Origin of the sequence: Streptomyces sp. HD (genome assembly GCF_028369295.1) — a bacterium.
Classification (GTDB): Bacteria; Actinomycetota; Actinomycetes; order Streptomycetales; family Streptomycetaceae; genus Streptomyces.
This window is the reverse complement of sequence record NZ_JAQMYP010000056.1, coordinates 1-14702: the sequence shown is the minus strand read 5'-3', so window position 1 is coordinate 14702 and position 14702 is coordinate 1. Positions and strand designations below refer to the sequence as shown.

Annotated in this window: 12 protein-coding genes; 6 read left to right on the top strand and 6 right to left on the bottom strand. The window is 74.3% G+C overall.

Going from position 1 to position 14702, the window contains the following annotated elements; genetic code table 11:
• Positions 1–11: 11 nt before the first annotated feature.
• Positions 12–1166: an acyl-CoA dehydrogenase family protein gene (locus tag POF73_RS37800; protein ID WP_272123814.1), complete on the bottom strand. Its 1155-nt coding sequence runs from the start codon at positions 1164–1166 to the stop codon at positions 12–14.
• Positions 1163–2194 carry a methyltransferase gene (locus POF73_RS37795; protein ID WP_272123813.1) on the bottom strand — a complete coding sequence of 344 codons (1032 nt, stop codon included), beginning with the start codon at positions 2192–2194 and terminating at the stop codon, positions 1163–1165. Before POF73_RS37795 ends, POF73_RS37800 begins: the two co-directional genes overlap by 4 nt.
• A gap of 174 nt (positions 2195–2368) precedes the next feature.
• On the opposite strand from POF73_RS37795, the gene POF73_RS37790 reads away from it, so the two are divergent.
• Complete coding sequence (locus tag POF73_RS37790; RefSeq protein ID WP_272123812.1) at positions 2369–4024, top strand: FAD-dependent monooxygenase; 1656 nt, start codon at positions 2369–2371, stop codon at positions 4022–4024.
• A 110-nt stretch (positions 4025–4134) separates the two neighbouring features.
• Here POF73_RS37790 and POF73_RS37785 read toward each other — a convergent pair whose 3' ends face one another.
• Both POF73_RS37785 and POF73_RS37780 read right to left on the bottom strand, forming a co-directional pair.
• The gene (locus POF73_RS37785; protein ID WP_272123810.1) at positions 4135–5337 is read right to left on the bottom strand and encodes a nucleotide disphospho-sugar-binding domain-containing protein; all 1203 of its coding nucleotides are present in this window, start codon (positions 5335–5337) and stop codon (positions 4135–4137) included.
• Between the two features lie 82 nt (positions 5338–5419).
• Positions 5420–6955 (bottom strand): FAD-dependent monooxygenase, encoded by a 1536-nt coding sequence (locus POF73_RS37780; protein ID WP_272123808.1) that lies wholly within the window; start codon positions 6953–6955, stop codon positions 5420–5422.
• A 213-nt stretch (positions 6956–7168) separates the two neighbouring features.
• Here POF73_RS37780 and POF73_RS37775 point away from each other — a divergent pair, with 213 nt between their 5' ends.
• The 4 genes from POF73_RS37775 (at position 7169) to POF73_RS37760 (ending at position 11661) form a co-directional block, all read left to right on the top strand.
• Positions 7169–7930, top strand: a complete 762-nt coding sequence (locus POF73_RS37775) for an SDR family NAD(P)-dependent oxidoreductase (RefSeq protein WP_272123807.1) — start codon at positions 7169–7171, stop codon at positions 7928–7930.
• Positions 7931–7988: 58 nt separating this feature from the next.
• Positions 7989–9206: a nucleotide disphospho-sugar-binding domain-containing protein gene (locus POF73_RS37770; protein ID WP_272123806.1), complete on the top strand. Its 1218-nt coding sequence runs from the start codon at positions 7989–7991 to the stop codon at positions 9204–9206.
• Positions 9207–9259: 53 nt separating this feature from the next.
• Positions 9260–10396, top strand: coding sequence for a nucleotide disphospho-sugar-binding domain-containing protein (locus POF73_RS37765; RefSeq protein ID WP_272123805.1), 1137 nt, complete (start codon positions 9260–9262; stop codon positions 10394–10396).
• Between the two features lie 68 nt (positions 10397–10464).
• Positions 10465–11661: a nucleotide disphospho-sugar-binding domain-containing protein gene (locus POF73_RS37760; RefSeq protein WP_272123804.1), complete on the top strand. Its 1197-nt coding sequence runs from the start codon at positions 10465–10467 to the stop codon at positions 11659–11661.
• Positions 11662–11697: 36 nt separating this feature from the next.
• Here the strand turns inward: POF73_RS37760 and POF73_RS37755 are convergent, their stop codons facing one another.
• Together POF73_RS37755 and POF73_RS37750 are read right to left on the bottom strand one after the other, a co-directional pair.
• Positions 11698–12900, bottom strand: a complete 1203-nt coding sequence (locus POF73_RS37755; RefSeq protein WP_272123802.1) for a nucleotide disphospho-sugar-binding domain-containing protein — start codon at positions 12898–12900, stop codon at positions 11698–11700.
• A complete protein-coding gene (locus POF73_RS37750) occupies positions 12897–14108 on the bottom strand; it encodes a nucleotide disphospho-sugar-binding domain-containing protein (RefSeq protein ID WP_272123801.1) in 1212 nt (403 codons plus the stop codon). Before POF73_RS37750 ends, POF73_RS37755 begins: the two co-directional genes overlap by 4 nt.
• Positions 14109–14353: 245 nt before the next feature.
• Here POF73_RS37750 and POF73_RS37745 point away from each other — a divergent pair.
• A partial coding sequence (locus POF73_RS37745) for an ATP-binding cassette domain-containing protein (RefSeq protein WP_272123876.1) occupies positions 14354–14702 on the top strand: 349 nt, incomplete at its 3' end.

The following is a 14702-nucleotide window of genomic DNA, read 5'->3' as shown; positions in this document are numbered from 1 at the left end:
CCGCACAGTCATCAGCAGGCCAGCGCATGGCGGGCGTACACCGCGGCATTGGCATCGAATTGCAGCGCGGCGTGCGACGCCGCGGCGTGCACATCGCGCCAGGCCCGTTCGACCGGGCCGCCCTCCGCCTGCCCGCCGGCGCCGCTGGCCCGCTGCAGCCGGTCCACCGCGTCCCTCAGCGACTCGGCCACGACGGCGTAGTCGCGGTGGCTGCGCGGAACGGCGCCGGGGTCCGGCGGCGCGTCGGCGTCCGCGTCCGCGGCGATGCGCCGAAGCAGCAGCCCGGCCGCGTCCAGCGCGGCGGAGGTACGGGCCAGGGCGGACTGCACGGAGCCCTTGTCCGCCGCGGCGACCGTGCGCCCCATGAGCACCTCGGTCTTGCCCGCGATCCACTCCGTCCACGCGTGCAGCGCGTGCCGGGCGGCGCCCAGCGCGGGGGCCACAAGGGCGATCCCGTTCACCAGCCGGAAGGGCACGTCATGGCAACGGGCCGGGGGAGTGTCGGGGGCCCGGCCGGCCAGCAGGACCGCCTGTGCGACGGTCCGGTGGGCGGGCACATGGACGCCGTCCAGCTCCACGGTCCGGCTCCCGGTGCCCCGCAGCCCCGTGGTGAACCAGGTGTCCCGCACGGTGAAGTCCCGCCGCGGCACGGCGAAGAAACGCAGCCTGCGCTCCGCCGGGTCCGGCTCCCATGCGGCGAGCAGCGCCCAGTCGGCGAAGTCCACGCCGCTGATATAGCTCCAGGAGCCCGAGAGCGTCCATCCGCCGGCTGCCGCCGACACCGTGCCGGAGGGCACGAACCCGGCGGAGACCAGGGTGTCCGGCCCCTGTGCCCACAGCTCCCGCTGCGCCTCGACGGGCAGATACGCGGCCAGGCGGGCGTGCGTGGCGAAGAGTGCGGCACACCAGCCCGCGGCCGCGCAGCCCTCCGCCACCAGCGCGGCCGCGTCGAGGAACGCGGTGAAGGTACCGGACGCGCCGCCGAAGCGGCGCGGCACGAAGTGGGCGGGGAACCCCGCGTCCTTCAGCGCACGGATGACCTCGGGGTCGAGGATGCGGTCCCGGTCGGCCGCCGCCGCGCGGCGTGCCGCGGCCTCCCGCACCGGTTCGGCGGCCTCCAGGAGCGTCCGCGCCGGTACCTCCGGCCCGGCCGGCCCGGCGCTCATGGGCGCTCCGCGATGAACAGCCGGTGCATCGCCTTCTCTCCCGCATAGCTCCGCGGGTTCTCGAAGCCTGCCGCCGTCAGCATCTTGTGGTACGTCGGCACGGAGTGCGTCTGTCCCTCATGGGTCTGGACCAGCATGATCACGGAGAACATGTACGGCAGCGGGTTGGTCTCCGGGGTGTCGCCCTCGTCGTAGGTGTGCCCGACGACCGCGATCCGGCCGCCGGGCTTGACGGCCTGTGCCGCGCGCGTGAGCAGCTCGGTGGCCTGGCGCTCGGAGAAGTGGTGCAGCACGTTGGTGAGCATCACGATGTCGTACGGGCCGCCGAAGTCCGTCGTGAACATGTCACCGGAGAGGGACCGGAACCGGTCGGCCACGCCGAGGCGTTCGGCGTTGCGACGGGTGATCTCCAGGACGTTCGGCCAGTCCAGGCCGCAGATGGTGGCCCGGGGTTCGCGCTGGGCGAAGGCGAAGCCGTACGAGCCGTGGCTGCAGGCGATGTCGAGGACGTCCACGGAGTCGCGTTCCGCGGCCCACGGCACCAGCTGCTCGGCCATCAGCTCGGCGGCACCGTTGTTGAACCAGGAGGTGTGGTTCGCGAACTCCTCCCAGTAATCGAATTCCGGCGTGAGAGCGTGCGTGTCGGCGACCGTACCGCCGTGCCGGACGGCATCGACCAGGTGCTTCTGGGCATCCCACTCCCAGTCGCTGGCCCCCAGGCGCACCGCGCCGCCGAAGAACTGCGGGCTGCTGCTCACCAGGTAGGTCTCGCCGCCGTCCGGCAGCTCATAGCGCGTACCCCGCGTGCGGAGCAGGCCGATCCCCGCGAGCGCATCCAGCAGGATGCGCATCCCGCGCGGGTGCGCGTCGGTGCGCCCGGCCAGCGTGTCGGCGTCCAGCGGGCCGTCCGCCAGCGCGTCGAACAGGCGCAGTTCGAGGGCGGTACGCAGGAGCGCGGTCTTCACATAGCCGCGGGCGATGTCGTGGAGCTGCTTCGAGTCGATCCTGGGCGGTTCCGTGTTCGTCATGGGTACCTTCCGTGGCTGATGCGTCGCCACATGATCGGCAGCCCGGCTCGGCAGCGGCTCGAAGGCAGCTTGAGATGGCCGTGTCCAGCCCGGCTCGACTGGGAAACCACGCACGCGTGCCACCTTGGCCGTCCTGTCCTTCTCCGACGAAAGATCCGACGAAAGAGGTGAGGCATGAAGAGCAGCGTGCCCGTACTGATCGCGGGCGGCGGTCTGGTGGGCCTGTCACTCGCCGTGTTCCTCGCCGAGCACGGGACTCCGGCTCTGGTCGTCGAGCAGCACCCGGAGACCTCACGGCTGCCACGGGGCCGCGGTCTCAACCTCCGCGCCATGGAGGTGCTGCGGGCCGCGGGCGTCGAGCAGGAGCTGCGGGCCGCGCCACGCTCGGTCCTCGCCGGGCTCCCCGAGATCGTCCGCGCCCGCTCGCTCGGCGAACCGGAGGAGCTGCGGATGACGCGTCCCGCCCCAGGTTCCTTCGGCCGACTGAGCCCGACCACGCCGCTGACCATCGACCAGAACGTGGTGGAGCCGGTGCTGCGCTCACACGCCGAACGCCGGGGCACCCGGATCCGCTTCCGCACCCGCCTGAACTCCTTCGCGCAGGACGGAGCGGGAGTGACCGCGACGCTGCGGGACCTCGGCACCGGCACGGAGCACACTGTGCGGGCCGACTACCTCGTGGCGGCCGACGGGCATCGTTCACCGGTCCGGCAGGCGCTGGGGATCGCCACGCGGGGCGCCGGCGGCTCCGTGCACTATGCGAACATCGCCTTCGAAGCCGACCTGTCGGAGCCCCTGCACGGACGCCGGTTGGCCCTCGCCTACCTGGCCGAACCCGTGCCCGGCACGATGCTGACGCGGCTGGACGGTCCGCTGCGCTGGGTGCTGATGGTCCCCTACCGGCCCGAAGCGGGCGAGGGACCGGAGGACTTCACCGCGGAGCGCCGCACCGCCCTGATCCGCAAGGCGACCGGCGTCCCGGATCTCCGGCCGCGGCTGCTTCGAGCGGACCACGGCGGCCCCGTACCGGTCTGGGAGCTGGCCTCCTGGACCGCCGACCGCTACCGGTCCGGGCGGGTCCTGCTGGCCGGGGACGCGGCGCACGTCATGCCGCCCGCCGGGGGCCTCGGCGGCAACACCGGCATCCAGGACGCGCACAACCTCGCGTGGAAACTGGCGGCAGTGGTCCGGGGAACTGCGGGCGAGGAACTCCTGGAGAGCTACGAGGCCGAGCGTCGCCCGGTCGCGCTGGCATCCGGTGCGCTGTCCCTGCGCCAGCAGCGGCGCCGCCAGGACGGGGCGGATGCGGCGGGCACGGCCGCCGCCCAGGATCCGCTCGCGGTGGCCCTGGGCTACCGCTACAGCTCCCGAGCGGTCCTCGCCGAACAGCCCGGAACGCCCCCGCCCCCACCCTCGCTCTCCTTCGACGGCACACCCGGCAGCCGGGCCCCCCACCTCCCCCTGCTGCGGGACGGCGCGGCCCTCTCCAGCCTCGACCTCTACCGCGCCCGGCACGTTCTCCTGTGCGGGCCCCGCGCGGCCCGTTGGGCCGGTGCGGGCCGCTCCGTGGGCCTGCGCCACCCGCTCGACGTGGTGCTGCTCGGCACGGACGTGACCGACCCGACGGCCAGGTGGGCCACGGCCCACGGCGTGACCGACTCCGGGGCCGTCCTGGTCCGGCCCGACGGATATGTGGCGTGGCGGGCCCTCGACGACCGGCACCCCGGGTCCGCGGACCCCGAGTCGGCACTCGGCCTTGTGCTCGACCGGCTCCTGGACCGGCCCCACGAGCTCACCGGGACACGGACCGGAGCGGCGCCGGCCGTGTAAGGCGGGGCGGGCCGACCCGCCTTACACGGCCGCGCTTCGTCCGGCGACGGAAGCGGGGCGGGCGCCCGCCGGCACCCGCCCCGCCTCACCGGTCCGCCACCGGCCCCGTCTCACCGCGCCGCAGCGCCCGCGATCTCCTCCAGCCGGGACACCAGGGTGGCGGGCGCCGGCTGCTCCTCGATCTCCGTACGCAGTCCGAGCGCGCCGTCCCGGTACCCCGGGTCGTCCAGGAGCGCGGCCACATGCTCCTGCACCGCCGTCTCGCTGACCTCGTCCTGCGGGAGCAGGCGGCCCGCTCCGACGGCCGCGAGACGCTCGGTGTTGAAGCGGCCCTCCGGGATCTTCGTGATGCCCAGCTGCGGTACGCCGTGGGCCGCCGCGGTCATCATCACTCCCGAACCACCGGTGTGCACGATGGCCTGCGACCGCTGCGCCAGCATGCCCAGCGGAACCCAGTCGACGGTCCGCACGGTGTCGGGCAGCTCACCCAGGTGCCGACGGTGCGCCGAGTCCATAGCGCCCACGGTCAGGACCACTTCCGCGCCGAGCGCGGCAACACTGCGGGCGATCCGGCCGAACAGCTCGATGACCTCAGTCCCCTGCTTCTTCTGCTGAGAGGTGCCCCAAGTCACCAGGACCCGGGGCCGGCCGGAACCTTCGTACCCCCAATCCGGCTCCGTACCGGGGCCGTTGTACGGGATGTAGCGCATCTGCATCCGGTTGATCTCCCGCTGGCCGGGCCAGCGCAGACCGGGCGGGCACGGGTCGACCCAGGCGGCCGGGTCGAGGAGCGGCTCGACGCCCCACCGGTCGAAGAGCTCCAGATACCCGGGCCGGTGCTCGGTGCCGACCCAGTCCTTGATGTCAAGCCGCAGCAGGCGTGCGAGGCCGTACAGATGACTGACCGTCGGCACGCCCGTCACCTGTCCGGCAACCGGCCCGGCGAAGGTCACGGGGTCGTGCACGATGAGGTCGGGCCGCCACCGGCGGCAGAATTCCACGAGTCCGTCGACCATGTGCTCGCAGACGCTGAACTGTTTGGCGGCGAGCCGGTCCGTGACCCGCATCCAGGTCGCGGTCTCCGGCTCCCCCTCGACCGGTCTGGGGACGAATGTGCCGCTGCGGTACCACGCGTCGGCGTCGATGTCCGTGCCGACGGACACCCCGGGCAGCCCGGACTCCGCGACCGCGGGCATCAGCGACGGCGTGCTGGCCACCCGCACTTCGTGGCCCGCGGCCAGCGCCGACCAGGCGAGGGGGACGAGCGGGTAGAAGTGCGGCCGGGCCGCGTAGCTGGTGAACAGGATGCGCATGGGTGGGTCTCCCGGAATCGGAGAAGCGGGACGGGAAAGCGGAAGGAAGGCCGGACGGGAGGCCGGACGCGGGCCGGGACCGTCAGTCGCCCGGGGCTCCGAACCACTGGGTGAGCGCCGCCCGCAGACCGGGCCGGGCCGGCGCCTCGAAGGCGCCCGGACCGGCCGCCCATGCCACATAGCCGTCGGGGCGCACCAGCAGGGCGGCGCAGCCGTTCGCCCCCGGTGGCGCGGCACGCACCACGTCCACCCGGCCCGCCCAGGCGGCGGACACGTCGGCGGCACCGCCGTCGGCCGCATCCACCAGGACGGGGCGCCCGGCACGCAACAGTTCGGCGACCCGCACCGGCCCCGCCGCGGTCGTGAAGCTCAGTTCGGGCACCCTGCCCCCGACCAGCGCATGCGCCCCGGCCGGATCCTCCGTGCCGGTGTCCGGCGCCGCGTACCGTACGTCCAGGCCTGCGGTGAGCCCGGCCAGATGGGCGTTGACCGGATCCAGGGCCAGCAGCTCCGAGAACATCTCCCGCAGCGGGTCGATGCGCTCGTCGGGGTTCATCAGCGCCAGCTGCGCACGGGTCTCGCGCAGCACCCGCTCGGCCACCGGCCGCCGTTCCGCGCCGTAGGTGTCGAGGAGACCGCCGGGGGCGCGGCCGCGGACGGTGTCGGCGAGCTTCCACCCCAGGTTCATCGCGTCCTGGAGCCCGAGGTTGAGCCCCTGCGCGCCGATCGGGAAGTGCACATGGGCGGCGTCGCCGGCGAGCAGCACCCTGCCCGCCCGGTACTGCCCGGCCAGGCAGGTCGCGTCGCTGAAACGGGAGAGCCAGCGCGGGTCGCGCAGCTCCACCTCGGCACCGGTGACACGGCGTACCGCACCGGTCAGTTCGGCCAGGGTCACGGGGGCGTCGCGGGCACCCGGGTCGCGGCCGAACTCGGTTGTCAGGATCCGCGTGACGCCCTCCTCCAGCTTCACCGCCATCAGCAGACCCTGCGGGGTGCGCAAGGTGCCGGGCACCCCCGACGGCAGCGCGGCGCGGTCCGCGAGGACGACGTCGCCGAGCAGCGCGGAGACCGAACCGCCGATCCCGGGGAAGGGGATGCCGGCGAGGCCCCGGATCGTGCTGCGTCCGCCGTCGCAGCCGACGACATGGCTCGCCTCGATCTCCGCCTCCCCGTTGGGCCCGGCGAACCGCACGGTGACGGAGCCCCGGTCCGGGTCCTCTCCGGGACCGGCGTTCTGCCGGAGCCCCACGACCTCGTGTCCGCGGCGTACGTCCGCCCCCAGGACGACGGCGTGCTCCTCCAGCAGCGCCTCGGTCCTGGCCTGCGGGATGAGCAGGGAGTGCGGATGGGCGCTGTCGAGGGCGCCGAGCTCCAGCAGCGGCCGGAGGCCGGCGAAATGAGCGCTGGGCCACGTCGTACGGCCGTCCGCGAACCGGTCGAGGAGCCCCCGTGAATCGAGGATCTCCAGGGTCCGCGGCTGCAGCCGGAACGCCCGGGAGTGCCCGCTCGGCGCGCTCAGTTTCTCCAGTACCACGACGTCTACGCCGTTCAGCCGCAGCTCGGCTGCGAGCAGCATGCCGACCGGCCCGCCACCGACCACCACCACGTCGGTCACCATCCGCGCCTCCATCCTTTCGCCGTCGGGAAGAGCAGGAAGAACGCGGCGAGCCTGCAGGCCGCGGCTCGGCCGGCGGTCGAGCCGCGATGGGGCGCCGTCATGGGCCCCGCGACCGGTGCGGCCCGGTTCCACCAGAGCTCCATCCCTCCTCCAGCGGGCGTGGCGACGGTGACAGCGCAACCTGCCGACCCCTGCCCCCGCTGGAGGAGCACCGTGGATCTGGGACTGTCCCGACGTGTCGTCGTGGTGACCGGCGCGACGGGTGGCATCGGACGCGCCGTCGCCCGGCGTTTCGCCGGCGAGGGAGCGCGCGTCGCCGTGGCCTACCGGACCGGCAAGGACGCGGCGACCGCGCTCGCCGACGAGCTGGGCGCCGCGGACGGCCGCGCGATGGCCGTCCGCCACGCCCTGGACGAGGCGGCGTCCCCGGCCGCCATGACCGGCGAAGTCCTGGACCACTGGGGCAGGTTGGACACCCTGGTGACCTGCGCCGTCACGCGTGGCCGACGGCGCGCCCCCGGCGAGCACTTCGAGGACGTGCCCGCCGACGAGTGGCGGACCGTCCTGCAGGAGAACCTGACGGGCACCTTGAACACGGTGTCCGCCGCGCTGCCCGCCATGCGCGCCGCCGGCTGGGGCCGCATCGTGCTGCTGTCCTCGCACATCGCCCGGCACGGACTGGCCGGGCAGGAGTTCTACGGGGCGGTCAAGGCCGGATTCGAGGGCCTCGCGCGGAGCCTCGCGTGGGACGCCGGCCCGGACGGAGTTCTGGTCAACGCGGTCTCCCCGGGGCTCACGCTGACCGACGGTGTCCTGGCGAAGCTCCCGGAGGCCGCCCGCGAGAAGGAGCGGGTCCAGACGCCGACGGGACGCCTGAGCACCCCCGAAGCGGTCGCCGACGCCGTCCTCTTCCTGGGATCCGGCGCGAACTCGAACATCTGCGGCGAAACGCTCCAAGTCACCGGCGGCAGGTGACCGCCCGGCGGCACGCCACGCCCACAAGGCCGTTGTTTTCGGAAGGACTTGGCAGATCATGCGCGTACTCTTCGTCACCTGGGCGACGCCCGGCCACTTGTTCCCCATGGTGCCGCTCGCATGGGCCTTCCAGGCCGCGGGGCACGACGTCCGGGTCGCCGCTCCGGACTCCTGCGCCACGGCCATCGGGCACGCCGGGCTGTCCGCCGTTCCCACGGGCGCCCCGGTCGACCTGCGGGCGCTCTCCCGCCCCGAGGACACCGCGGTCTGGGACACCGACAAGCACTGGCCCGCCGGCTGGCCGGGCCGCCCCGAGCTGCTCAGCGACGGGCAGACCCGGATGCTGGCGTTCGCGGCCGAGCGGCAGCACGCCGTCGCCGGTGCCATGCTCGACGAACTCCTGGCCTTCGCCCGCTGGTTCCGGCCGGAGCTGGTCATCCATGACCCGCTCGCGTTCGCGGGCCCGGTGGCCGCGGCCGTCCTCGGCGTCCCGAGCCTCGCGCACGGGTGGGAGGTGGCCACGGTTCTCGGCTCCGAGCGCAGCCGGCGGCGCGACGGATACGCCCCGGGCTACGCCGCCCTCTTCGAGAGGTACGGCGCCGAGCCCCGCCCGTGCACGGCGCGGGTCATCGACCCCAGCCCGCCGGGCATGCGCGGCGCGATCTCGACGGGCACCGAGGTCCTCGACATGCGCTACGTCCCGTACAACGGCCCGAGCACGGCTCCGTTCCCACCAGCAGCCCAGGGCGGCAGACCGCGGATCTGCTTCACCAGCGGGGTCGCCCTCGGCAAGTACGAGGCCTCCGACCTCACCAGGGCCGTCAGCAGCATGCTCGACCTCACGTCGGGGCTCGACGTGGACACCGTCCTGGCCATCGGGCCGGGCCAGCGGGACCTGTTGCCGACGCTCCCGCCGGGCACGCTGGTGGCCGAGAACACGCCGTTCCACCTCCTGCTGCCGCTCTGCGACGCGGTGGTGCACCACGGCGGCGCCGGCACTGCGATGACCGCCGTGGCCACCGGAGTTCCCCAGCTGGTCATCGCCCAGTCCCCCATCTACACCGAGGTCGGCCGCAGCGTCGCCGCCGGGGGCGCGGGCATCGTCCTCACCGAGGACCAGCAGCGGCCCGCCACCGTGACCGAGGCCCTGTCACGCCTGCTGGACGGGGCCTCGCCCTACCGCGCCGCCCTCGCCGCCGTACGCGAGGAGATGGCGGCCATGCCCTCACCGGCGCAGGTCGCGGCAGACCTGGCCCGCACCGTGACAGCGGCCTGACGGCCCGCCGCCCCGCCCGCCCCGGACTACCCCCACTCCGCCAAGGAGGAATCGTGCGCGTGCTGCTGAGCGCGTTGGTACCCAGTCATCTGATGCCGATCGTCCCGCTCGCCTGGGCGCTGCGGTCCCGCGGCCACGACGTGCTCGTGACCGGCGACGCCCCGGTGACCGCCGCGGCGCACCAAGCAGGCCTGGCGACCAGCGCATTGGCCGTGCGCGAGGTCGCACCGGCCACCGGCCGCGGACCGGAGGAGGAACGCAATCCCGGGACGGTGCGCACGGAGGCCTACCTGCCCGGCTATCTGGACGCCGCCCGGGCATGGGGCGCGGAGCTGGTGGTGACCGACCCGCTGGAGCACGCGGGGTGGATCGTGGCCGCCGCGCTCGGCGTTCCCCTGGTGGTGCACCGCTACGGCCCGGAGGACTTCAGCACCGCGCTGCACCACGCCATGCGCGAGCCGCTGCGCCCCTACGCTGAGGCGGCCGGTGCCGCACACGGCCTGCCCGACCCGGACCTGCTGCTCGACCCCTGCCCGCCGGGCCTCCAGTCGGATGCCCTCGCCCCCGCGCGGGCGGTGCGCTTCGTGCCGTACAACGGGCCGGGCGGGATACCCGGGGAACTCCTGCGCGCTCCGGCCGGACGCCGGGTGTGCGTGTGTCTCGGGGTCCGCGGCAGCGAGCAGCTCCGGACGGAGTCGCGGCTGCCCGCGGGCTTCGCCCATGTCCTGGCGGCGATCGAGGCGACCGACCGCCTGGAGGGCGTACTTGCGCTGCCGGCCGGAGACCCCCAGCCGGCCCTCGCACTGCCGCCTTCGGTACGTCCCGTACACGGGATGCCGATCGCGCCTGCCGTGCGCCACAGCGACTTGGTGGTCCACCACGGCGGCGCCGGCACCGCCCTGACCGCGCTGGCGTCCGGTGTGCCGCAGCTCGTCCTGCCGCAGGGAGAGCCCTTCCTGGCGGCGAATGCCGAGCGGGTGGCGGCGACCGGCGCGGGACGCGCCCTCCTCTCCGAGGAGGAGCAGCACGACGCGGCGCTGGTCGCGCGGGCGGTGACCGACGTCCTGGACACCCCGGAGTACGGCACCTCGGCACAGCTCCTGCGTTCCGGCATCGAAGCGCTGCCCACACCCGCCGAGCTCGTGGAGGAGCTGGAAGAGCTCGTCGCACGTCGCACGCCCGCCTGCTGACGAACCACCACCGACGCACCCGACGCACCCGACGCACCTGACGCACCTGACGACAAGGACGACCGCCCATGCGGGTACTGCTCGTGGCCCAAGGCCCCTCCCACGTCCCCTGGCTCATCCCGCTGTCCTGGGCCGCCCGGCTCCAGGGCCACGACGTGCTGCTGGCGACCCGCCCGCCGCACGTCGGCCAGGTCACCCGGGCCGGGCTGCCGGTCGCGGCGGTCGGCAGCGAGGACCGGATCGCCGCACTCCAGAACGAGGTGAAGCAGAGCTTCGTCGCGGAGGTCCGGCAGCGGATGCGCGAGGAGGGGGCCGAGGACGGATTCGCCCCGACCGAACGCGAGGTGCTGATCGCAGGCGGCCGGAAGATGATCGCCATCGCGGACGGGATGGCGGACGAAACGGTCGCCCTGGTGCGCGCATGGCGGCCCGACGTGATCGTGCACGACACCGGGGCCCTGGTGGGGCGGGTGGCCGCCGCGGCCGCCGGAATCCCGGCGGTCGGCCATACGTGGGGCACCACGATGGGCGGTTTCCTCGACGTGGCGGACGAGGGGATCATGCCGCAGTTCGCCCCGCTGTTCCGCCGTTTCGGCGCCGAGCCGGTCACCGGCACGGCCGGATGGATCGACCCGAGTCCGCCGAGCCTGTGCACGCCTCTGCCCTTCCGGCGGATCGGCCTGCGCTACACGCCCTACAGCGGCCCCGGCGAAGTACCGGACTGGCTGCTCGCACCGGGGCACCGGCCGCGCGTCTGCCTCACCCTGGGTGTCTCGGAGGCCGGGGGCGGGGGACTGCACGGGGAGGAGGCGCAGCGCCGCCTCCTGCATGCCCTGACCGCGTACGGCGCCGACGTGGTTGTGGCGGTCAAGGACGCCCGCGATCTGCCCGGGTCCGCCGTGCCCTCCGGGGGCCGCGTCGTCGAATCCTTCCCGCTCGATCTGCTGCTGCCGACCTGCGCGGCGGTGATCCACCACGGCGGCGTGGGCACGGGGATGACCAGCCTCGCCCTGGGCGTACCGCAGCTCGTGATGACCGGGCACATGGTCCAGCGGCACTGGGGACAGCTGGTCCGGAACGCGGGCGCGGGGCTGACGGTGGAGGCGACGGCGGGCGCCGACGAGGTGCGGGCGGCCGTCAAGCGGCTGCTGACCGACCCGGCACTGCGGTCCGGGGCGGCCGGGGTGCGCGCCGAGATGGCGGCCATGCCCTCACCGTCGCAGGTCGTCGGGTTTCTGGAGGAGTGCGCCGCGGGCGCGGTCTGACGCTCCGGCGGCGCTCGGCAACCGGCCCAGGGCCGCTCAGGCGGCCCGGGCCACCAGTGCCTCCAGGACCGACACCGTCGCCGCGGGCGTCGGCTGGGCGGCGTTCTCCGCGGCGGCTTCCCGGGCGTTCCGGGCGAACCGCTCGTCGTCGCTCACCGTGTCCGCCGCCTTCCGCAGCCCCGCCCGCAAGGCGACGGGGTCCGCCCCGTCCGCGGGTACCCGCACGGCCGCACCACGGCGCACCAGTCCGTCGCCGCACCCTGCGAGGGCGGGGTGCGGGGTGCCGCACACGATCTGCGGGAGGCCGTGCGTGAGGGCGGTCATCGCGGTTCCGGTACCGCCGTGGTGCACGACCACGTCACAGGTGTGCAGGAAAGAGTCGAGCGGAGCGGGCGCCACCAGCCGTACACCGGGCGGCAGTTCGCCGAGCCCACGGTGCAGCTCCGGGGGGAGCGGTACGACAACATCGTGGTCGCGGCCGAGCGCCTCCCCCACGGCACCCAGGAGCGCGGGGAGTTCACCGCCGTTCGCGAGGGCCTCCCCGCCGAACGCGCCGAACGACACACAGGCGCGCCGCCGCCCACGGGGCGCACCGGCCCAGCGCGGTACGGCCCCGGCGCCGTTGCTGGGCACGAACCGCATGGGCTGCGGGGGTTCTTCGTGCGAACCGGGCAGCCGCAGGCTCGGCGGGCAGGGGTCGATCACGAGGTCGGGGCGCGGCAGTCCCCCGGCGAGGCCCAACTCCGCGCAGAGCGGTGCGAGGATCGGCCCGGCTCTGCGCAGCGCCTCGGCCGACATCCGGTCAGGCGCACCCCACCAGTGCATCACCGTCGGAATGCCGAGCAGGCCTCCGACGATGAGCCCGGTGAACTCGGCGGGATCGCACAGCACGAGGTCGGCGCGCCAGTACCGGGCGGCCGTCAGGCAGTCATCGATGACCGCGCCGACGCGCGCGGGCCACTTCTCCGCCGCCGGTCCCCAGATGTCGGCCGCCTCGTCGGACCAGCGTGCCGACGAATGCACCGGCGGGGGCGCGACGCGCGGAGCCGGCGCCGGACGGCCCCTGCGCCCGCCCCCGCCCCCGGCCCCCACCGCGTCGAGACCGGACCGCCCGGCCATGGCGGCGACGTCCGCGCGCCCGGCCACCAGCACCTCGTGCCCCGCGGAGCGCAGCGCCCAGGCCAGCGGCGTCATGCACAGCAGGTGACTCGGGGCGAGCGCCGTCACGATGACCCTCATGCCGCACCCGCCACGAGCCGCTCCAGCCCGTCGACGACCCGCGGCGGCGCGGGCATGGCCGCCATCTCCTCCACGAGCCTCCGCGCACCGGCCGCGTACCGGCCGTCACTCAGCAGTACAGTGAGCGCCTCCCTCAGCACTTCGGGATCGTTCTGGAGCGCGGGCTCGGTCACGGCGCGCGCGGCGCCGGTGGCCGCCATCTGCTCGGCCCACACGGCTTCGTTGCCGAGCTGCGGGAGGATCAGCTGCGGCACTCCGAGTGCACCGGCGGTGAGCGAGCTGCCGGTCCCCCCGTGGTGGACGACCGCGTCGCAGGTACGGAGGAACAACGTCAGCGGAAGCGGGGAAACCACCCGCACTCCGGGTCCGACCGGTCCGAGCTCCGCTCGGTGGGCGTCGGGCAGTGTCACCAGTGCTTCCACACCGTCCAGCCCCCCGATGGCGTCGATGACGGCCCGGTAGAGGGGGATGCCGTTGAGTTCCGCGGTGAGCGCGCCGAAGGTGACGGCGACGCGCGGACGGCCCGGCGGCTCCTGTACCCAGTCCGGCAGGGAGGCGACTCCGTTGTAGGGGACGTACCGCATGGGCTGCACGGGAGGGCCTCCGGCCGGCGCCCCGGATTCCACTGCCTGCGCATCCTCCGGCCCGAGCCGGAGGGCGGCCGGTGCGGTGTCGATGACAAGTGCGGGCGCGGGGAGTTCACCGTCGAGGCCGAGCCGCGCGAGCCGGGCGCCGAGCACTGTGCGGGCGAGCCCGAGCGCACTGTCGTCCACCGGATGCAGGTCCCATCGGTGGTGCACCAGCGGCACGCCGAGGATCCCTGCGACCGCCGCCGCGCTGAACTCGTAGGGGTCGCTGATCACCAGGTCCGGCCGCCACTGTCGGGCGAAATCGAGGTAGAACGTCGTCAGGTAGCGGGCGTGGAACAGCCAGGGCTGCACGAGCGTCACGGTGTCCGCACCGGACGCCTGCGCGCGGCCCGCCTCGTTGGGCCGCTTGCCCGCGGGCAGTTTGGCCCTGATTGCCTCCGTGGCGTCGAAGAGGTCACCGATCACGGCGGTGGACAGCCCCGCTGCCGCCGCGGGACCCGTGATGTCGGGCTGTCCCGCCACGACGATCTCGTGCCCGGCCGCGCGCAGCGCCCAGGCCAGCGGGACCATGACCGTGAGATGGCTGGCGGCCGGGGTGGACATGATGAGTACGCGCATAGGTGCTCCCTGAGGGTGGGCTGGTGCGCCCGGGCCGGACGTGGACGGAGCGGGCCACGGGCCGTGCCGAAGGTAGGCAGCCGCCCTCAAGGCTCCCTAGGGCGCGGCCGGAAAGGGCCGTTCGAGCGCCGCTGCACCCAGACTCCAGCGCCCGTTCCTACGGTCCGGTGCGTCCCTGCCCCACGGCGCCGGACGCGCCGCGCCCGTCTGCGAGGTACAGATTGTCCACGCCCATCGACGAGCCCATGATCCTTGCCGAGGAGGTGCGGAAGCGGTACGCGGGCACGCAGGCCCTGGACGGATTCGATTTGCACGTCCCCAGGGGCACGGTCTGCGGCCTGCTCGGCCCCAATGGCGCGGGCAAGACCACCGCGGTCCGGGTCCTGTCCACCCTGACGGCGTTCGACAGCGGGCAGGTCAGGGTCGCGGGCCTGGACGTCCGGCGGCAGGCGCACCTGGTCCGGTTCCACATCGGCCTGGTGGGCCAGCACCCCGCGGTCGACCCGAAATTGAGCGGCCGCGAGAACCTGCGCATGTTTGGGCGGCTCTACCACCTGGGCGAGGGGGGGGGCCCCCCCCCCGCCCCCCCCCCCA